Origin of the sequence: Massilia sp. 9I, from assembly GCF_902506415.1 — a bacterium.
Lineage (GTDB): Bacteria > Pseudomonadota > Gammaproteobacteria > Burkholderiales > Burkholderiaceae_D > Telluria.
Genome location: NZ_LR733275.1, coordinates 4,531,944 through 4,550,493 on the forward strand (window position 1 = coordinate 4,531,944; position 18,550 = coordinate 4,550,493).

At 68.3% G+C, this 18,550-nt stretch carries 16 protein-coding genes; 8 read left to right on the forward strand and 8 right to left on the reverse strand.

The genetic code is table 11. From position 1 onward, the window contains the following. Positions 1-28: 28 nt before the first annotated feature. The 5 genes from GV068_RS20170 to GV068_RS20190 form a co-directional block, all read right to left on the reverse strand. The gene (locus tag GV068_RS20170; protein WP_159701989.1) at positions 29-493 is read right to left on the reverse strand and encodes a hypothetical protein; all 465 of its coding nucleotides are present in this window, start codon (positions 491-493) and stop codon (positions 29-31) included. Between the two features lie 28 nt (positions 494-521). Further along, positions 522-1,763, reverse strand: a complete 1,242-nt coding sequence (locus GV068_RS20175) for an MFS transporter (RefSeq protein ID WP_159701992.1) — start codon at positions 1,761-1,763, stop codon at positions 522-524. Positions 1,764-1,952: 189 nt separating this feature from the next. After that, entirely contained in the window at positions 1,953-2,672 is a 720-nt protein-coding gene (locus GV068_RS20180; protein ID WP_159701995.1) for an IclR family transcriptional regulator, read from the reverse strand. 104 nt (positions 2,673-2,776) lie between these two features. Then, entirely contained in the window at positions 2,777-3,979 is a 1,203-nt protein-coding gene (locus GV068_RS20185) for a mandelate racemase/muconate lactonizing enzyme family protein (RefSeq protein WP_159701998.1), read from the reverse strand. Then, the gene (locus GV068_RS20190; protein WP_159702001.1) at positions 3,976-4,914 is read right to left on the reverse strand and encodes a dihydrodipicolinate synthase family protein; all 939 of its coding nucleotides are present in this window, start codon (positions 4,912-4,914) and stop codon (positions 3,976-3,978) included. The genes GV068_RS20185 and GV068_RS20190 overlap by 4 nt, the downstream gene beginning before the upstream one ends. 486 nt (positions 4,915-5,400) lie before the next feature. On the opposite strand from GV068_RS20190, the gene GV068_RS20195 reads away from it, so the two are divergent. The 5 genes from GV068_RS20195 to GV068_RS20215 all read left to right on the forward strand — a co-directional run bounded on the left by GV068_RS20195 (position 5,401) and on the right by GV068_RS20215 (position 14,136). After that, positions 5,401-8,121 carry a TonB-dependent receptor gene (locus GV068_RS20195; RefSeq protein ID WP_159702004.1) on the forward strand — a complete coding sequence of 907 codons (2,721 nt, stop codon included), beginning with the start codon at positions 5,401-5,403 and terminating at the stop codon, positions 8,119-8,121. A 28-nt stretch (positions 8,122-8,149) separates the two neighbouring features. Continuing rightward, positions 8,150-8,881: an SDR family NAD(P)-dependent oxidoreductase gene (locus GV068_RS20200; protein ID WP_159702007.1), complete on the forward strand. Its 732-nt coding sequence runs from the start codon at positions 8,150-8,152 to the stop codon at positions 8,879-8,881. After that, the gene (locus GV068_RS20205; RefSeq protein WP_159702010.1) at positions 8,865-9,791 is read left to right on the forward strand and encodes a 2-dehydro-3-deoxygalactonokinase; all 927 of its coding nucleotides are present in this window, start codon (positions 8,865-8,867) and stop codon (positions 9,789-9,791) included. The genes GV068_RS20200 and GV068_RS20205 overlap by 17 nt, the downstream gene beginning before the upstream one ends. Further along, entirely contained in the window at positions 9,788-11,260 is a 1,473-nt protein-coding gene (locus GV068_RS20210; RefSeq protein ID WP_159702013.1) for a 2-dehydro-3-deoxy-6-phosphogalactonate aldolase, read from the forward strand. The genes GV068_RS20205 and GV068_RS20210 overlap by 4 nt, the downstream gene beginning before the upstream one ends. Before the next feature lie 104 nt (positions 11,261-11,364). Further along, positions 11,365-14,136, forward strand: a complete 2,772-nt coding sequence (locus tag GV068_RS20215; protein ID WP_159702016.1) for a discoidin domain-containing protein — start codon at positions 11,365-11,367, stop codon at positions 14,134-14,136. A 119-nt stretch (positions 14,137-14,255) separates the two neighbouring features. On the opposite strand, the gene GV068_RS20220 is transcribed toward GV068_RS20215, so the two are convergent. Continuing rightward, positions 14,256-15,149, reverse strand: a complete 894-nt coding sequence (locus tag GV068_RS20220) for a LysR family transcriptional regulator (protein WP_159702019.1) — start codon at positions 15,147-15,149, stop codon at positions 14,256-14,258. An 87-nt stretch (positions 15,150-15,236) separates the two neighbouring features. On the opposite strand from GV068_RS20220, the gene gstA reads away from it, so the two are divergent. Next, positions 15,237-15,848 carry a glutathione transferase GstA gene (gstA, locus tag GV068_RS20225; protein WP_159702022.1) on the forward strand — a complete coding sequence of 204 codons (612 nt, stop codon included), beginning with the start codon at positions 15,237-15,239 and terminating at the stop codon, positions 15,846-15,848. Beyond that, complete coding sequence (locus tag GV068_RS20230) at positions 15,848-16,522, forward strand: glutathione S-transferase family protein (protein ID WP_159702025.1); 675 nt, start codon at positions 15,848-15,850, stop codon at positions 16,520-16,522. The genes gstA and GV068_RS20230 overlap by 1 nt, the downstream gene beginning before the upstream one ends. Here the strand turns inward: GV068_RS20230 and GV068_RS20235 are convergent. Both GV068_RS20235 and GV068_RS20240 read right to left on the reverse strand, forming a co-directional pair. After that, positions 16,514-17,083 carry a YdeI family protein gene (locus GV068_RS20235; protein ID WP_159702028.1) on the reverse strand — a complete coding sequence of 190 codons (570 nt, stop codon included), beginning with the start codon at positions 17,081-17,083 and terminating at the stop codon, positions 16,514-16,516. The genes GV068_RS20230 and GV068_RS20235 overlap by 9 nt on opposite strands. Then, the gene (locus GV068_RS20240; RefSeq protein ID WP_159702031.1) at positions 17,080-17,976 is read right to left on the reverse strand and encodes a LysR family transcriptional regulator; all 897 of its coding nucleotides are present in this window, start codon (positions 17,974-17,976) and stop codon (positions 17,080-17,082) included. Before GV068_RS20240 ends, GV068_RS20235 begins: the two co-directional genes overlap by 4 nt. Before the next feature lie 73 nt (positions 17,977-18,049). Between GV068_RS20240 and GV068_RS20245 the strand changes: the two genes are divergently transcribed. Next, the gene (locus GV068_RS20245) at positions 18,050-18,487 is read left to right on the forward strand and encodes a DoxX family membrane protein (protein WP_159702034.1); all 438 of its coding nucleotides are present in this window, start codon (positions 18,050-18,052) and stop codon (positions 18,485-18,487) included. The last annotated feature ends 63 nt before the right edge of the window (positions 18,488-18,550 follow it).

An 18,550-nucleotide genomic window follows, 5' to 3' on the forward strand; every position in this document is an offset into this window, starting at 1 on the left:
TGGCAAAGGAGCCAATGGCGCGGGGTGGCTAGTCGGCGCTCTTGAGTTCGACGCGCTCGATGTTGCGGCGCCATTCCTGCAGCGTGAGCAGGGTGTCGGTCTCGGGATCTTCCACCAGGATCTCGTTGCCCTGCTGGGCGACCAGGAAGCTTTCGCGGCGGCGCACGTCGGCGGCGCGGTTCTCGACAAAGGTGAGCTGGTAGTACTTCTTGCCGTTGATCTCGCGCGGCGCCGGGTCGTCCTCGATTACAGCGCCGTGCGCCTTGCCCTTGGAGCGCTTCTCGATCTGCTCGGACCAGGCCTTCAGTTCGGGCACGGCTAGCAGGGAGGCCATCGCCTGTTCCTTGGTGCGCTGAGGCGCTTTCTCGGCGGCCGCGGGCGCCGGCTTGGGCGTTTCGCGCTCGGCGCGCTTGCAGCCGGCGGCCGTCAGCGCCAGCGCGAGGGCGGGGGCCAGCAGGAGCAGGGAGGAAGAAGGTGCAGTGCGCAGGGACATGGACGGCCTCGTGGGATGACGAGGCAGTCTACACCTTGCATGTTTCTCCGGCAACTTGGGTCGACCGGTCCTTGCCGCCGACCGCCCACCAAGCCAGGACGCAAGCCAGCGGGTGCAGGCAGCCCATCATCACGAACAGGGCGGCGTAGCCGGTGGTGCTCACCAGTTCTCCCACGACCTGGGTCGACAGGATGCCGCCGACACCACTGCCGGCTGCGATCACGCCGAAGATGGTCGCCACCCCATGGCCTGGATAGCGGTCGATCACGAGCGAAGTCAGATTCACCTGGAACACCAGGTGGGCGAAGCAGACCACGGCCGCCAGCGCCAGCATCGGTCCCATGCCGACGCCGCCGGCGATGAACATGCCCATCGGCCCCAGCAGCGCGGCCAGGCTCATGGCCATCAGGCGGCTGCGCACGGCCGGCACGCCGCGCCGAACCAGGGCGCCGGACAGCAGGCCGCCGCTGATGCTGCCGAAGTCGGCGGCCAGGTAGACCACCCACCCGAACTGCGCCACCTCCACCAGCCCGACCTGATATTGGTCGCCCATGTATTTCGGCAGCCAGAACAGGTAGAAATACCAGACCGGGTCCGCAACCATGCGTGCAGCGGCAAGTTTCCATACCGCGCGGTCGCGCACGACGCGCGACCATGGATAGGCGACGGCGGCGGCCGGCTGGCCGGCGCGCCGCGGGGCGCTGCGGTAGATCCACAGCCAGGCCGCGATCCACACGAAGCCGGCCGCGCCGGTGATGACGAAGGCGGCCCGCCAGCTATGCGTCAGCGCAAGCCAGGCGATCAGCGGCGGCGCGATGGTGGCGCCGACCATGGCGCCGGCCGTGTAGACACCGACCGCGAAACCGCGCTCGCTCGGGGGGAAGTGTTCGGAGACCGCCTTCGGACCGGCCGTGTAGTTGCCGGCCTCGCCCAGGCCGAGGGCGGCGCGGGCGGCGCCGAGCTGGGTCACGTTCTGTACCAGGCCGGTCAGCATGTTGGCCAGCGACCACCAGCCGACGAACAGGGCCAGGCTGGCCTTGGTCCCGAGGCGGTCGGTGACCCAGCCGGCGCCCACGTAGGCGATGGTGTAGGTGATCAGGAACACCTGCACCACCTTCGCGTATTCCAGCGTCGACATGCCGAGGTCGGCCTGGATCGAGGCGGCCAGGATCGACAGGGTCTGGCGGTCGACGTAGTTGAGGATCGTCGAGGCGAACAGCAATCCCAGGATTGCCCAGCGCCGGCGGCCTGGTTGGAATACGTCGGTCATGCGTGGTCTCCCGATATTTGTTGATGCCTGAATTTCAGCGACGTCGCTCCGGCACAAGCCGGAGCCCGGATTCGATGCAGAGCGTTGACGCGAAGGCCGCGCGGGAACGCGAGCAAACCTGGGCCCCGGGCTGCGCCGGGTGACGGCTCGACTGCCGGCGAGCAGGGCGCTTGCTCCTCGCGGCAGGCTTCAGCCGATCTCTTTCGCGGCCGCGCGCAATGCTTCTACCAAGGGTGCGGTGGCGCCTTCCGGAATCCATCCCGACAGCGCCAGGCCGGCATGGGCCGGCTCGCCGGTCGAGACGGCGACCACGTCGAAGTTACGCTCGTCGTCGACGTGGATGCGGGCGTAGCCCAGCGCGCGCACCTCGGCCAGCTTGTCGAGCAGCTGGGCGATCCCCTGCGGGAAGCGCGGGATGTCCTTGCCCTCGTAGATAGCGGTCACTTCCGCGTCGTCGAGCTCGGCCAGCAGCACGATGCCGATGCCGCTGGTGCTGGCCGGCAGCAGGCCGATCCTGCCCAGGCCGCGCGAGACTTCCAGGCCGGGCGGCGCGTGGAACAGGTAGCTGACGCTGTCGTTCCACAGCACGCCCAGCGCCACCGTGTGGCCGAAGCGGCGCAGGCTTTCCAGCGTCGGCAGGGCGCGGTTGATCAGGCCCGAAGCGAACAGGCTCTGGGCGGCCAGCACATGCATGCCGGAGCCCGCGGCGTATTTGCGGTTGGCGGTCTGGCGCGCGATGCCGAGATAGGTGAGGGTCTTCAGCAGGCGGTTGACCTTGGTCGGGTCGAGGCCTAGCTGGCGCGCGATCTCGCGGCAGCCGACCGGCTCCGGCGAAGAGGCCAGCGCCTGCAGGGTCGCAATGCCGTCGATCAGGCTCTGGTTCGGCTGGGCGCCGGGTTGGTAGCGCATAGGAAGGGACTTTCTGAAATCGGGTCGTTGTGCCGGCGCCATGTCGGGGCCGGCGCCGGACAGCCTTCCGTCCGGCAGCGATAGCCTAACCGAAAGCGCATCCATCACGCCACCAGCCGGGCATGTTCCCAGAAGGCCGCGCCGGGCTTGACGCCCAGGCCAGGGCCGCCGGGAAGACGGTAGACGCCGCGTTCGCAGCCCATATCGGTATCGAGCAGGGCCAGGTTGCGCGCGAACACCGAATGCTGCCATTCGTGCTTCCACAGGTTCGGCAGCGTGCTCGAGACGTGCAGGCTGGCCGCCAGGAAGATCCCGGTGCCGATGGTCGCATGCGGCGCCACCAGCGCGCCGTAGCGCCCGGCCAGGGCTGCAATGCGGCGGAACTGGGTGATGCCGGTGTGGCCCATCTCGGGCTGGACATAGGCCAGCGGGGCCGCCGGCAGCCGCAGCGCCGCCTCGTATTCGGTGTACCACTCTTCGCCGGCTGCGATCAGGCCGGGCCAGCTGCGGCACACGGCGGCCAGTTCGCCCACCAGCTCCGGCTTGACCGGCGCCTCCAGGAAGCGCGGCTTGTACGGGGCGAGGCGCGAGGCCAGGGCATGGGCGCTGGCGGCGTCGAACTTCCAGTGCAGGTCGACCATGATGTCGGCGTCGCTGCCGAGCGCCACGCGCAGGGCCGCGAATTCCTCCGCGATGCCTTCGTGGCTGACCACGGCGGCGAACTTGAAGGCATCGATGCCTTGGCGCTGCCAGGCGCGCGCCATCTCGACGCGCTCGGCCAGCGTGGCGGCAGGCAGGCCGGACAGGTAGCCGGGAACCGGGCGCGGCGCCTCGCTGGACAGCAGGGCGGCCAGCGGCAGGCCGCGGCCGCGCGCGCGCAGGTCCCACAGGGCGATGTCGAGGGCGGCCAGGGCGTCGCCGTGGAAGCCGCCGCCGCAGCCGCGCACCCGCATCAGGCCGTACAGTTCGTCCCAGATGGCCTCGACCTCTTCAGGGTCATGTCCGAGCAGCACCGGCGCCAGCAGGTCGTTGATGATCTCGCAGGTGGCGCGCGGCGCGCAGATGCCGTAGGTCTCGCCCCAGCCCTCGCTGCCGTCGTCCAGCGTCACCCGCACCGCGATCGAGCGGTCGACGGTCGGGTAGATGGTGCCGTTGCCCTTGCGGACGATGTAGCCGCGCGGATTGACCGATTCGTCCGGACCGAGCGGCCCGAGATAGGGCGTGTCGCGCGGCAGGGTGACGATGAAGGTCTCGACTTTCGCGACCCGGCGCGGGACGGCGCGCCGCCCGGCGGCGCCGGTCGTCATGCCGCCGTCTCCGCGGCGAAGGGCAGCAGGTCGGCCAGGCGCGCCAGCAGGGCGTCCAGCTCGATGCGGTCGTAGCGGTCCAGTTCCGGCCCCTTGGCTCGGGTGTAGGCGCTGGCAATCAAGCCGCGCCGCCGCAGCACCGCCTTGGTCAGGCGCCAGCGGAAGATCGCCTGCATGTTCAGGAGCGGCAGGGTGCGCTCGAACAGGTCGCGCGCGCGCGCCTCATCGCCGCCCGCGAAGGCGCGGTGCATGGCGACGTGCAGTTCGGTGATCTCGCAGGCCGGCATGGTGCCCCGGGCGCCGCGCGTCAGTTCGTCGATCACGTAGCGCGCGCCGGCGCCGCCGAACACCGCGTCGAGCGCGTCGCCGGCCAGTTCGCCGAGCCGGGTGATGCGCTGGCCCGAGGGCGGGGCCTCTTCCTTGACGTAGCGGATGCCCGGCACCTCGCGCGCCAGCGCCGCCACGCGGTCGAGCGCCAGGCCGATGCCCATCGGCGCGGGGGCGTTCTGCAGCATGATGTCGATCCCGGCTTCGGCGTGCACGTCGCGGAAGAAGGCGGCCATCGCCGCCAGGTCGTCCGCCATAGCGTGCGGCGTCAGGATCATCGCGGCCGAGGCGCCGGCGCGGGCGCCGGCCAGCGCGTAGGCGGCGGCATCGGCGGTGCTGGGTGCGCTGGCGCCCACCACGAAGTCGGTGCGGCCGTCCACCCACTCGCCGACCCTGGCCGTCAGGTGCAGGCGCTCGTCCTTCTCCAGCATGTCGTATTCGCTGGCCAGGCCGGGAAACACGATGCCGGTCGCGCCGCTGTCCACCACGTAGTCCAGCACGCGCCGCATGCCGGGTTCGTCGATCTCGCCGCGCTCGGTGAAGATGGTCGGCAGGATCGGGAGCACGCCCTCCAGGGCGGGTGCTTTGCTGCTGAGGTTCTGCGTCATGGGTGGGTTCCTTGGTCGTTGCTGCTATAGCATATTGCCTGATGATGCAGCCGGGGCGGTCCTTGCCGGCCCCTTCAAAAAATATTGTAGCGAACTTACCACACAAAAAAGCAACATTTTTCGGTGCGATGTTTCGGTCTTGGGTACGCCGCGGACCGCCTTCCGCCCTTCTTTATCCCTATGTAAGCCAGATGCTTGCATGACAGGGAGGCGACCGGCGACGTGTTGCTGTATTAGCATAGCTCGACTGTGATGTTTTTCCTAGAAGTTTTTTTCATATCGAATGCCAAGCGAATTGTGATGTTGAAAAACTGATTGCGTTCATAATTTTGTTGCTATATGGTATACAGCAGATGCCAAAGAAGAGCCGATGAGGAGACATCGGACGGCATCGCCCGGCGGCAGCTGCGGGGTGGGGCCGGGTGTCCCGCCTGTACACTGATGAGCGCAGCTCCTAGAAAAACGACGAATAAAAGGAAAGCATCGATGAAACACGCAACCATCTACGGCCTGCTGCTGTCGTCGGCCCTCACCGCATCCGGTCTCGCCTCGCAATCTGTCTTCGCGCAGGAAGCGCAGGCGCCAGCGGCCGGTACGGCGCCCGACGCCACCGGACCGGTGGCCGCGCCCCCGGCGCCCGCCGTGGAGGCGCCCGCCGGCATGCCCGCCGAGACCGTGATCGTGAGCGGTATCCGCCGCAGCCTGGAATCGGCCCGCAACGCCAAGCGCAACGCTTCGCAGATCGTCGATTCGATCGTGGCCGACGACATCGGCAAGCTGCCCGACCGGAACGTGGCCGAATCGCTGTCGCGCGTCTCGGGCGTGCAGGTCGACCGCGGCATCGCCGAGGGCACCAGCGTGTCGATCCGCGGCCTGCGCCAGAACGTCACTCTGTTCAATGGCCGCGAGATCTTCGACTCCACCGGCCGCGGCGGCATCGGCCTGGACCAGAACGGCACCTCGACCTACGGCGTGATGGCGCTGGTTCCGTCGGACCTGATCGCGCGCCTGGACGTGACCAAGCTGGCCGGCGCCGAGCAGATTTCCGGCGGCCTGGGCGGCATCATCGACATCCGCACCCGCATGCCGCTGGACGGACCGGCCTCGCAGTTCGCGCTGCGCGCGGCCGCCACCTATGACCAGCTACCGGGCAAGACCGGTTCCGAGCTGTTCGGCATGTGGTCCGGAAAATTCAACGACAACACCCTGGGTCTGCTGCTGTCGGTGTCGGCCGACACCCGCAAACTGGCGCAGGAGGGCCTGGACACCTTCTCTGGCTACCGTGCCTACAGCGAGACCAGCACCGGCAGCGCGCGCAACCGCTTCGGCAACCAGGACGTGCGCGCCCAGGACATCGCCGAGAAGCGCGAGAAGCGCGGCCTGAACGCGGCCATCCAGTGGCGCCCCAGCAACCGGCTCGAGATCAGCGCCGATACCTTCATGTCGAAGCTGGAATCGGACCGCGACCGCTACTGGCTCTCGTTCAACCCCACCGATGGCCTGAGCAACGCGGTCTACTCGTCCAACAACATCCTGCTGTCGGGCCGCGCCACCACCGCCGTGCTGTCGAACACCGAGTTCGCCGCGGTCGACTCGGACGTCAGGTCGACCGCGGTGCGCGCGCGCTTTGCCGTCACCGATTCCCTGCGCGCCACCGCCGAGGCATCCTACGGCACCTCGAGCGCCAGCTTCCACCAGCTCTACTTCCGCCTGCAGCCCCTCAGCGGCATCCAGCCGGTGGTGAACTTCGACCTCACCAAAGGCAACTTCGGGGAGTATGCGATCAGCGGCATCGACATGGCCAACCCGGCCTCGCTGCGCCACACCATCCTGTTCGACAACCTGTACCGCGCCGAGACCGACACCAAGGCCCTGCGCCTGGACTTCACCCATTCCACCGGCTGGGACCTGGTCGACTCCATCGAGTTCGGGGCCCGCTACAACGAGCTCGACTCGCTGCAGAACCCGCTGCGCGCCGACATCCGGCCGGCCGGCGGCATTCCGGCGACCCAGATGGGCGGCTTCATCGGCCAGTACGGCAGCTCCGGCGCGATCGGCGGCCTGCCCGCCAACTATGCGGTAGCGGCCAAGGGCAGTTTCGGCAGCTGCGCCGCCTTCACCGGCATCGCTTCGATCAGCCAGGACCCGCAGTGCACGAATCCAGCTGCGACCATCAATTCGCGCGCCGGCACCTTTAACGTGCGCGAAACCTTCACCGATGCGTATGTCAAGGCCAACTACGGTACCCAGGTCGGCGGCGCCGACGTGTCGGGCAATGCCGGGGTCCGCTTCGTCAAGCGCAAGCTCGAATCGGTCGGCAACATCATGAACGCCTCGGGCGCTTCCGTGCCGACCACCTTCCTGCGCGACGACACCCAGGCGCTGCCGTCGGCGGTGGCGCGCATCGACCTGGGCGACGGCAACCTGGTGCGCCTGGGTGCGGCCCGGGTCGCCGCCTTCCCCAACACGGCGGACCTGAACAACGGCGTGACCCTGTCGAACAACGCGGTGTTCGTGAACGGCGTGCAGACCGGCGTCGGCTCCGGCGCGGGCGGTTCGCCCAACCTCGATCCGTTCAAGGCCAACCAAGTCGACGTCTCCTTCGAAAAATACTTCGGCAAGCAGGCCCTGGCCTCGGTCGGCCTGTTCAACAAGAACATCTCCTCGTTCATCGTGCAGCGCCAGAGCGCCGAGTCGTACAACGGCGTGAACTACTTCATCAACCGCAAGGTGAACGGGCAGGGCGCCAAGGTCAAGGGCGCCGAATTGCTGGTGCAACTGCCGTTCTACTTCGCGCCGGCGCTGTTGAAGGACTTCGGCGTGATGGCCACCTATTCCTACATCGATTCGACCACGCCGATCCGCGACGCCGAAGGACGCGTGCTGCCGTTCCCCGGCCTGTCGAAGAACAACGTCAACCTGGTGCTGTACTACGAAAGCGGCCCGCTGAGCGTGCGCACCGCCTACAACTGGCGCGACGAATACCTGGTGAGCCTGTCGGCCGCCAATACCGGGATCTACAGCGGTTCCTTCACCGACGTCGCGGCCACCCTGCGCTACGACATCAGCAAGTCGGTGTCGCTCAACCTCGAAGCCAACAACCTGCTCAACAGCCGCCAGCGCACCTACGACGGCGTGGTCGAGGCGCTGCGCACCAATGCGCAATTTGGCCGCATCTTCAAGGCTAGCGTCAGCATGAAGTTCTGATGCGGCGGCACCCAACCGGAGGAAATGCATGACCGATATCCTGAAGGGCCGGCGCGCCCTGGTGACGGGCGCGGCGAGCGGCATCGGCGCCGCCATCGCCGCGCGCCTGGGCCAGGCCGGGGCGCTGGTCGCGGGCCTGGACCTGGAGACCAGCCCTGGCGTGGCCTGCCCGCTGGTGGCCGACCTGCGCAGCGATGCACAGCTCGACCGCGCCGTCGAGACGATGGCCGGCAGCATCGGCATGCCGGACATCCTGGTCCATGCCGCCGCCTCGCAGCCGAAGGGCGGCTGCCTCGACCTCGATCCCGCCGCCTGGGCCGACGCCTACGACGTCAACTTGATCGGCGCGGTGCGCCTGCTGCGGCGCTGCGTGCCGCATATGCGGTGCGCCGAGGGCGGGGCGATCGTGCTGCTGTCTTCGATCAACGCCGGCTTCGCCACGCCGACCCTGGCCGCCTATGCCGCCACCAAGGCCGCGCTCGAGAACCTGGCCAGGACCGCGGCGCTCGAGTTCGCACCGGATGGGATCCGCGTCAACGCCATCGCCCCGGCCTCGATCGACACGCCGATGCTGCGCGCCTCCTACGCCGATCGTCCGGACGGGGCGCTGGAAGCCAACCGGGCGCGCCACCCGCTGGCGCGCTTCGGCACCCCTGGCGAAGTGGCCGAGCTGGCGCTTTTCCTCGTTTCCGACAGCGCTGCCTGGATCACCGGCGCCGTCTATCCCATTGACGGAGGCGCCAGTGTCACACGCAGATAGCATCGTCGGCATCAACTGGGGCAGCACCAACTTCCGCGCCTACCTGATCGGCCCGGACGGGACGCTGCGCGACGAATTCAGCCGTCCCGCCGGGGTGGCGAATCTCGACCGCGCCGGCATGGAAGCGCTGATGCGCGAACTGGCCCAGCGTTGGCCGCGCGCGGTGGCCGGCGAGGGCGCCGTGTACGCGGCCGGCATGGTGGGATCGAACATCGGCTGGCAGGAAGCGCCCTACGTCGTGGCGCCGGCCGGACTGGCCGCACTGGCGGCGGGCACCGTGCCGGTTGACATCGGCGGCGTGGCACTGCGCATCGTGCCCGGCATGACCTGCACCCGCGCCTACGACGGCGGCCCCGACATCCTGCGTGGCGAAGAGATCGAACTGTTCGGCTTCGCCGCGATGGAGCCAGGCTGGAACGGCTTCGTGGCGCTGCCGGGCACCCATACCAAATGGGTGCGTTTCGCGGATGGCCAACTGCAGGACTTCTTCACCAGCATGTCGGGCGAGATGTTCGACCGCCTGACCTCGAGCGGCCTGCTGGCCTCGATCGTCGAGGGCGAGGCGCAGGCGGGCGACGCCTTCTTCGAAGGTGTGCGCCTGGGCGGCGAACGCGCGCTCGGCCTCGGTACGCTGCTGTTCGGCGCCCGCGCCCGCGTGATCCGCGGCCAACTGGCAAGGTCCGACGCAGCGTCCTTCCTGCGCGGCCTCCTGATCGGCGCGGAGATCGCCGACGCCCTGGCGATCCATCCGGCCCTGGCCGGCGCGCGCCTGCCGCTGATCGGCAGCGGCCCCGTATGCCGCCTGTATGCGGCGGCGCTCGAGGCGGTGGGTGTGCAGGGCTGTTTCGTCGATTCGCGCGAAGCCTGCCTGCGCGGCTTCAGCGCCGTGCATCTTGAGGGTGCGCGATGAACGCCGCCGCAGCGAAGCACCTGGACGACACCCTGGCCCAGCTTCCCGTGATCGCCATCCTGCGCGGCATCCGGACCGGCGAAGCGCTGGCGATCGTCGACGCGCTGTATGAAGCGGGCATCCGGGTGGCGGAAGTCCCGCTCAATTCGCCCGAGCCTTTCGACACGATCCGCCTGCTGGTGGAGCACTTCGGCGAACGCATGGTGCTGGGCGGCGGCACCGTAGTCACCGTGGAACAGGTAGCCGAGCTGGCCGCCTGCGGCGCCACCCTGTGCGTCTCGCCCAACACCGATCCCGACGTGATCCGAGCCGCGCTGGCGCACGGCATGGTGCCGGTGCCGGGCTTCCTGAGCGCCACCGAAGCCTTCGCCGCCGTGGCGGCGGGGGCGCGCCACCTCAAGATGTTCCCGTCCGCCGGCCGCGCCGGCGATCTGTCGGCCCTGCGTAGCGTGCTGCCGCGCGAGGTGCAGCTGGTCGGCGTGGGAGGCGTGAATGCCCTCAACGGCGCTGAACTGGCGGCCGCGGGCGCGGGCGCCTTCGGCATCGGCAGCGACCTGTACAAGCCGGGCATGGGCGCGGAGGAAGTCGGCGTCCGCGCGCGCGCCATGCTGCCTTACTTCGATCGCGCCTGGCTCGGACGCAAGGCGACACTGGTCTGCAACCCACAGGCGGGCGTGGGCGAATCGCCCGTGTGGCAGGACGGGCGCCTGGTGTGGACAGATCCGCCCGGCCGCCGCCTGCTGCGCCTGGAAGAGGGCGGCGTCTGGCGTGCCACGGCGCTGGACGAGAGCCTGTATGCGCTCGCCGCACTGCCCGACGGCCGCCTGGCCGCCAACACGGCGCAGGGATTCTGCACCGTCGACCCGGCCACTGGCAGCCTGGAGCGCGGTCCGGGCGCGGCGCTGGCGCCGGGCATGCGCCTGAACGACATGGCGGTCGATGCGCGCGGCGGCCTGTGGGCCGGCGCCATGCACGGCGGCCTGCTCGCGGGCGACGGCAAGCTGTACTACGCCGCCGACTCCAGGGCCATCCCGCGCGAAGTCGCGTCCGGACTGGGCGTACCCAACGGAATGGCCTTCAGCAGCGACGGCACCACCCTGTACGTGATCGACACGCTGGCGCGCACCCTGCTGGCCTACCGTGCGGATGTCGACGCCGGCAGCCTCTCCGAGCCGCTTATCGTGAGCGATTTCCTGGGCCTGCCGGGCAAGCCGGACGGCCTGGCGGCGGCCCCCGACGACAGCCTGTGGGTGGCCATGTGGGGCGGAGGCTGCGTGGTCCAGCTGGCGCCGGACGGCGCCCTCCTGCAGCAAGTCCGGGTGCCGGCCCCGCACGTGAGCAGCCTGTGCTTCGCCCCCGGCGGGCGCTTGTTCGTCACCACCTCGAGAATGCGGCTCGGCCCCCGCCAACTGGCGGACGCCCCGGGCTCCGGCGGCCTGTTCCTGATCGAAGGAGCCGCCATGCCGTAGACCTGCCCAGGGAGCGTCGGGCACACGCCATGCGCCCGTGGACCGCCGGACGGAGAAGCCGTGCGGCCACGGGCGTTCTCATACCAGCTACAGGAGACAGCAAGATGAAACGTTTTGCGCACGTTGTACTGTCCGGATGCTTGTGCCTGACGGGGTTGCCGGCTTTCGCCGCCGACATCGTCGTCGACAACGGCGGTCCCGGTTTCACCACCGTCGGCGCCTGGACCGCCAGCACCTTCGATGCCGGCTACCACGGCACCAATTACCTGCACGATGGCAGCGCCGGCGCCGATAGCGGCAAGTACGCCACCTGGACGCCGACCATCCCCAGCGCCGGCGAATACCTGGTCTACATGCGCTGGCCGGCCGCCGCCAATCGCCCCAGCGCGGCGCCGGTCGAGATCCGCCACGCCGGCGGCCTCGATACCTCGAAAGCCGTCAACCAGCAGACCGGCGGCGGCAACTGGGTGCTGCTGGGGCAGTATTCGCTGGCAGCGGGCACCGCCAACTACGTGCGCATCCACGCCAACGCGAGCGGCTACACGATCGCCGATGCGGTGCGCTTCGAGCCTACCCAGGCAGCCAACGTGGCGCTGAACCAGCCCGCCAGCGCCAGCTCCACCGACGGCGGCAATGTCGCCGCCAACGCGGTGGACGGCGTCATCGACGACAGCTCGCGCTGGCTGAGCACCAATACGGCCGGGCCGCACACCTTGACGGTCGACCTGGGCGCGAGCAGCACCTTGATCTGCGCCCACCTGCACACCGGCTACGGCGGCGGCAGCGCGGTGGCCAACGCCAGGCTGCAATCCTGGAACGGCAGCGCCTGGGTCGACGTTCCCGGGGCATCGATGAGCGGGAACACCGCGGTCGACGTCCAGATGCTGTTCACCAACCCGGTCACCACCAGCCGCATGCGCCTGGTGGCGAGCGACAGCGGCTACGTGCGGGTCAAGGAACTGAAGCTGTTCGCCAGCGCCCTGTCGGGTTGTCCGGGCCTGGGCAGCGCGCCGCCGGCAGCCGGCACTCCGCGCACCGACATCCTGGTCAACCTGAGCGGCTACGACATCGGCAAGCCCAAGCGCTTCACGGCGCCGCTGATGGCCGACGGCACGCCGTTCACCATCCACAGGTCGGGGCAGGCAGCCAGCGTCTACACCGGCACGATCAGCGGGCAGGTGGGCGACTTCAGCGACTTCGATCCGGCCGAGAGTGGCGACTACCTGATCCAGGCCGGCGGCAAGGAATCCTATCCGTTCGCGATCGGCCCGAACTGGATTGAGCGGGTCTCCTACCAGCTGGCGCTCGACTTCATGATCGAGTCGCGCTGCTACAACAGCGTCAGCAACACCTGCATCACTGGGCTAGCCTGGCGCGATTCGCACCAGTTCTCCTTCGAGGTATCGACTCTGGTGCAGATGTTCATGTCGAACCCGAGCGCCTATACGCGCATGCCGCGCAAATACGCCTACGCATTCAATCCGTCTTACCAGACCCTCGGCGCGCCGGCCGCGGACGCGCCCGACATCGTCAAGATGATCCACTGGGGCGTGGACCGCATACTGAAGGTCAACAACACGGCAACCGGCAACCACCCGCTGCTCAAGGGCGAGCTCGCGGCCTTCCTGTACGCCTGGCCGCAAATGAAAGACTGGATCAGCCAGGCGGACTACGAACGGGTGCGCGACTACACCTTTAACAACTGGAGCCACGCCGGCACCGGCAACGTGGCCTGGTACGAGTTGTCTCCTGCGCCGAGCGGCAACATGCTGTCGGTGTACACCGTCATGGGCAGCGGCAAGGGCCAGTTCCCGCCCGGGCATTCGGTGGCGCCGAACCTGATGCTGTACGCCGTGGCGCTGCGCGAGGGCCGCTCCGACGCCCAGCTCTACTTCGACGCCGCGTACAACCAGGCCCAGTGGATGATCTCCAATCTCGACTGGAACGATCCGGCGGCAACCAAGGGCCAGCGCATGAGCGAGCACAAGACCATGGAAGGACTGGCCTTCTTCCAGAAGATGCATCCGGCCCAGGCGCCGGCCGGCCTGCTTGCGAAGATCGAGGACTGGGCCGCCGTCGCCATCGCACGCTCGTCGAACATGTGGGATTTCCGCCGCTACAGCGCGACCCAATGGGTGATCCCGGACTTCAACGAACCGGGTAATGTACTCGGCTTCCCAGCGGCCGCGCTGGCGGCAGTGCAGGTGCTGCCCGACGCCGCGACCCGGCAGCGCCTGCGCCAGATCGCCATGGCCCAGGTGGACAACGGCTTCGGGCGCAATCCGCACGGCCGCCACTTCTCGTACGATGCCCCGCGCGAAGTGGAGGGCGTGGAAGTCGGCTGGAGCACCTACCTGAACGGCGGCAATGGCCAGCTGATGGCGGTACACGGGGTAATCGACGGCGCGCCCAAGGAAGCGGCCTATCCGTTCGCGCCGAATGCCGGCGCCGGCTATACCGAAGGCTGGATCGCCTTCAACACTGCCTGGAACGCCAGCCTGGCCTATATGGCGCAGGACGACACCACCATCGAGGTATTCAACAGCGGCTTTAGCAGCCGGCCCAGCTCGCTCACCTATGGGAGTTTCGGCATCGAGCTGAAGGCGCCGCTCAATTTCGATTACGCGGCGGTGGAATCCGCAACCGTGGACCTGGTCTCGAGCAACGGTGACAGCGAACGGATCGTGGTGAGCGAGAAGTCCGCCAGCAGCTTCTGGTTCCGCAATACCTTCGCGCTGGCGAACGGCGCCCGCAACGACGGCGACGGCGTGCTGCAGGTGCCGAACGGCGGCTGGTTCGAGGTGTCCTACGGCGCCGGAAACTTCAGGAAAGTCGTCCGCTACCAGGCGAGCGGATCGACCTTCAACCGGCTGTAGCCATCTGCGCCGGGCTGCCTGCGCGCAGGCCGGCGCCATCGAGCGGCGGCGGGGGGGAGGAACGCGATCGTCCAAAACAAGCGTCGAAGTAGCGCTTGCGTCCCCGCGTGCCTGCTACGCTAACCCAGGTCCAGCGCATTGCGCAGGAACTCGAACATCACCTTCATGCGCTGCAGATGACGGGTATCGGGATGGGCCAGTGCCCACAATTCCGTCTCGAGTTCGGCGATCGGCCCGTCCACGATCTCGACCAGTGGGTGATCGCGCAGCACCGCCAGCGGCACCACGCCCACGCCCATGCCGTGTATCACCGCGCCGGCGACCGAGAGCACGCTGTTCATGCGGTAGCGGGGGATGACCTTCGGATGGTGCTGGCGGCGCCAGCGCTGCGAGGGATGGTCGGGCAGGGTGGCGTCCAAGGCGATCCAGTCCATGTCGCGGTAGTCAGGGATGTGGCGGTGCGCGGCCAGGTAGGCCTTACTGGCGTAGACGGCGGCTTCCAGCCGGCCGAGCCTGACGCCGACCAGGTGCTCGGGCGGCGTCTTGGTGGCGCGGATCGCGATGTCGGCGTCGCGGTGGCTCAGATTGGCGAGGGCGTTGGAGGCGATCAGTTCCAGCTCGATCTGCGGGTAGCGCTCCGTGAACTTCGGCATCGCCGGCAGCAGCACGCTGTGCATGACCGAGTCGGTAGTGGTGATGCGCAGCGTACCCGAGGGCGTGGTGTCGGTGTCGAGGGCGGCTTCCCTGGCCTGCTCGAGCTGCGACTCGATGCGCTCGGCGTAGCCGGCCAGCGCGATCCCGAGTTCCGTCGCCGCATAGCCCTGGCGGCTGCGCTCGAACAGCAGTTCGCCCAGGTCCTTCTCGATGCGCTTGATCGAGCGGAACACCGTCGAGGTATCGACCTGCAGCCGCTCGGCGGCGCCGGCCAGGGTGCGGCCGCGGTACAGGGCGAGGATCAGCTCGAGGTCGGGGAGGTCGAGCTTCGATTGCGTTTTTGCATAGGGAAGTTTCATGGGTGCCTATTTTAATTGCATTTTCGCATAGATAGAGTAGGGCCATTCCCGACGCGGGAACCCTTGCAACCACCTACGAGGCTCACCATGAAACTGTATTACGCACCGGGCACGTGCTCGCTGGCTTCCCACATCGTCCTGAGGGAGGCCGGCCTCGATTTCACGATGGATAAAGTTGATATTGCCACCAAACGCAGCGCCGAAGGCAAGGATTTCCTCGCCATCAGCCCGAACGGCTATGTGCCGGCGCTGGAGATCGAACCGGGCCTGGTGCTGACCGAAGGCCCGGCCATCCTGCAGCTGCTCGCCGACAGGGTCCCTGGCGCGCAGCTGGCGCCGCCGAGCGGCACGCTCGAACGCTACCAGCTGCAGTCCTGGCTGAACTTCATCACCTCCGAGATCCACAAGGCCTTCTCGCCCCTGTTCAAGCCGCAGATGCCGGCGGATGCGAAAGCGCTGTTCGTCGAGCAGCTGGGCCAACGCTTCGACGTGCTGGAACGCCACCTGGCTCGGAACGACTACCTGATGGGCGAGCGCTATTCGATCGCCGACGCCTACCTGTTCGTCGTGACCAACTGGGCCGGCTATCTGGGCATCAGCCTGGACAAATGGACCGCACTGAACGGCTTCCGCGCCCGCGTGGCGGCGCGTCCGGCGGTGCAGGCGGCGATGGCGGCGGAAGGCCTGAAGGCGGCGTGATGGACCTGAAGCTGATCAGCCATCCGCTGTGCCCCTACGTGCAGCGCGCCGTGATCGCCCTCGAGGAAAAGGGCGCCCCTTACGAGCGGATCGACATCGACCTGGCCGACAAGCCGGCCTGGTTCAAGGCAGTGTCCCCGCTCGGCAAGACGCCGGTGCTGCTGGCGGACGGGCAGCCGGTGTTCGAATCCGCCGTCATCTGCGAGTACCTCGACGACATCCTGGCGCCGCGCCTGCATCCGCAAGACGACCTGGTGCGCGCCCGCCACCGTGGCTGGATCGAGTACGCGTCCTCGGTGCTGAGCACCATCGGTGGCCTGTACTCGGCGCAGGACAAGGCGGCGTTCGAGGCGGCGCTCGGCCTGCTGCGCGAACGCTTCGCCGCGCTTGAACCGGTGGTGGGGGAGGGACCGTATTTCGCCGGCGCGGATTTCTCGCTGGTCGATGCGGCTTTCGGTCCGGTGTTCCGCTACCTCGACCTGTTCGATGCGCACGGCGTGCACTGCGTGCCGCAAGCGCTGGTCAAGGTGACCGCCTGGCGCCGCGCCCTGGCGGAGCGTCCCTCGGTGGCCGGCGCCGTCGCCGCCGACTATCCCGAGCGCCTGCGTGACTTCGTCCTGCGGCGCGGCGGCGTGCTCGCCCGTATCCTCGCGGGAGAGGCCGCCCTAGCGTAAGCGCGTGCCGGCCGCGCAGGCCTGGATCAGTTGCGCCAGGCGGCCGGCGCGCGTCTCTTCCTTCTTTGCGTTGGTAATCCAGTGCAGCATCGTCTTGCGGTAGCCCGGCGGGACGGTCTCGAAATAGGCCCAGGCCGCGCTATCTGCCTGGAAGCGCTTCAGCTCCTGCGCCGTCAGCTCGGGCAGGTCGCTGCGCTCGTGCGAATAGATACCGGACTTCGCCTCCGAACGGTGGGCGAAGGCTGCCTCTCCAGCGGGCTGCATCTTGCCTTCGGCGCGCAGCTTGTCCATCTTGGCGATGTTCACCACACTCCAGATCGAGGCGGGCTTCCTTGGCGTGAAGCGGATCGAATAGGTGTTCTCGTCGATACTCTTGCGCCGCCCGTCGATCCAGCCGAAGCACAGCGCCTCGTCCACCGACTCCGACCAGCTCATGCAGGGCCGCCCGCTGCCCACCTTGTGGAAACCGACCAGCAGCTCGGAGGCAGCCGCCGCATGGGCTTCCAGCCAGGTGCGGAAAGCCGTGGCATCGGCGAAGAAGGTCGGCTCGATCGTGCTCATGCCGGTAGCGCGATCTCTGCACGCAGGAAGTCGAACATGGCTTTCATCCTTCCAAGATAGCGGGTGTCGGGATGCGCCAGCACCCACAGCCCGATGTCCAGTTCCGGCAGCGGCCCGTCGAGCATCACCGCATTCGGATGCGCGTGCATGACCGCCAGCGGCGCCACGCCCACGCCCAGGCCGTTCACCACTGCGCCCGCCACCGCCAGCAGGTTGCCCACCTTGTAGCGCGGCGCCACCGCCGGTAACGCCGTGCGGCGCCAGATGTGCGAAGGATGATCCGGCAGGCTGTCGTCGAGCGCGATCCAGTCCATTGCTTCGACCGGCCGGCCTGCCGGCTGCGCGGCGAGATAATCGCGACCGCCCCAGACGGCCGAACGCATGGTGCCGAGCCGGATGCCGACCAGGTGCTCCGGCGGCGTGTTGGTGACGCGGATCGCGATGTCGGCTTCGCGCTGCCCCAGGTTGGCGATCGCATTGGTGGTCACCAGTTCCAGCTCGATGCGCGGATGGGCGCTTGCGAAGCGCGGCAGCACCGGCAGCAGCACGGTGTGGAACAGGGTCTCGGTGAGCGTGATGCGCAGCAGGCCGGAAGGCTCGGCGTCCTGGTTGAAGGCGGTCTCGCGCGCTTCTTCCAGCTGCTTCTCGATGCGTTCGGCATGGGCCGCCAGCGCCCGTCCCAGCGTCGTGGCCGCGTAGCCGTGGCGGCCGCGGTCGAACAGCACCTCGCCGATGTCCTTTTCGATGCGCCTGATTGCGCGGAACACGGTCGACCCATCCACCTTCAGGCGCTCGGCGGCGCCGGCCAGGGTGCGGCCGCGGTGCAGGGCCAGGATGGTCTCCAGGTCCGTCAGGCCCAGCTTCGATTGCAGATTTGCAGAGGGTGCTTTCATGGCTGCTTATTTTAATCGTGTGCATGCGCCGATAGAGTGGGGACCTCGTCAACCACCCTTGCCAGAGACTACCATGAACGACTACCGCATCAAGCCTTACGCCGCCCTCCTGCTGCGCCTCGCGCTCGGCGCCGCCTGGCTGTCGCACGCCTTCCTGAAACTCGCGGCCTTCAGCATGCCGGCGCTGGGCAGCTTCCTCGCCCTCGAAGGCATGCCGACGCCGATGGCCTGGCCCGTGGCCTTGCTGGAGCTGGCCGGCGGCACCGTGATCATCCTCGGCATCCATGGCCGCGTCGCCTCGCTGGCTTTGCTGCCGCTGCTGGCCGGCGCCCTGGTTGCGCACACCGGCAACGGCTGGACCCAGAGCATTCCGGGCGGCGGCTGGCTGTACCCGGCGGTCCTGATGATGGCGACCCTGCTGCACGCCCGCATCGGCGATGGGGCGGCGGCCTTGGCCTCGCCCGCTGACGTGCGCCGCCTCTCCAGCGCCGCCACCGCTGTTTGCCGGTAGGGTGGTCGGCTCCGCCGACCACGCGTTCAGATCCGGCTTGCGTTACAGCTGCCTGTGCACCTG

Excerpts from the sequence above, each read along its gene's own strand:
- GV068_RS20200 (WP_159702007.1), top strand. The coding sequence starts at position 8,150 with ATGACCGATATCCTGAAGGGCCGGCGCGCCCTGGTGACGGGCGCGGCG.
- GV068_RS20190 (WP_159702001.1), bottom strand. The coding sequence starts at position 4,914 with ATGACGCAGAACCTCAGCAGCAAAGCACCCGCCCTGGAGGGCGTGCTC.
- GV068_RS20170 (WP_159701989.1), bottom strand. The coding sequence starts at position 493 with ATGTCCCTGCGCACTGCACCTTCTTCCTCCCTGCTCCTGCTGGCCCCC.
- GV068_RS20230 (WP_159702025.1), top strand. The coding sequence starts at position 15,848 with ATGGACCTGAAGCTGATCAGCCATCCGCTGTGCCCCTACGTGCAGCGC.
- GV068_RS20180 (WP_159701995.1), bottom strand. The coding sequence starts at position 2,672 with ATGCGCTACCAACCCGGCGCCCAGCCGAACCAGAGCCTGATCGACGGC.
- GV068_RS20210 (WP_159702013.1), top strand. The coding sequence starts at position 9,788 with ATGAACGCCGCCGCAGCGAAGCACCTGGACGACACCCTGGCCCAGCTT.
- GV068_RS20175 (WP_159701992.1), bottom strand. The coding sequence starts at position 1,763 with ATGACCGACGTATTCCAACCAGGCCGCCGGCGCTGGGCAATCCTGGGA.
- GV068_RS20240 (WP_159702031.1), bottom strand. The coding sequence starts at position 17,976 with ATGAAAGCACCCTCTGCAAATCTGCAATCGAAGCTGGGCCTGACGGAC.
- GV068_RS20195 (WP_159702004.1), top strand. The coding sequence starts at position 5,401 with ATGAAACACGCAACCATCTACGGCCTGCTGCTGTCGTCGGCCCTCACC.
- gstA (WP_159702022.1), top strand. The coding sequence starts at position 15,237 with ATGAAACTGTATTACGCACCGGGCACGTGCTCGCTGGCTTCCCACATC.
- GV068_RS20245 (WP_159702034.1), top strand. The coding sequence starts at position 18,050 with ATGAACGACTACCGCATCAAGCCTTACGCCGCCCTCCTGCTGCGCCTC.
- GV068_RS20215 (WP_159702016.1), top strand. The coding sequence starts at position 11,365 with ATGAAACGTTTTGCGCACGTTGTACTGTCCGGATGCTTGTGCCTGACG.
- GV068_RS20235 (WP_159702028.1), bottom strand. The coding sequence starts at position 17,083 with ATGAGCACGATCGAGCCGACCTTCTTCGCCGATGCCACGGCTTTCCGC.
- GV068_RS20220 (WP_159702019.1), bottom strand. The coding sequence starts at position 15,149 with ATGAAACTTCCCTATGCAAAAACGCAATCGAAGCTCGACCTCCCCGAC.
- GV068_RS20185 (WP_159701998.1), bottom strand. The coding sequence starts at position 3,979 with ATGACGACCGGCGCCGCCGGGCGGCGCGCCGTCCCGCGCCGGGTCGCG.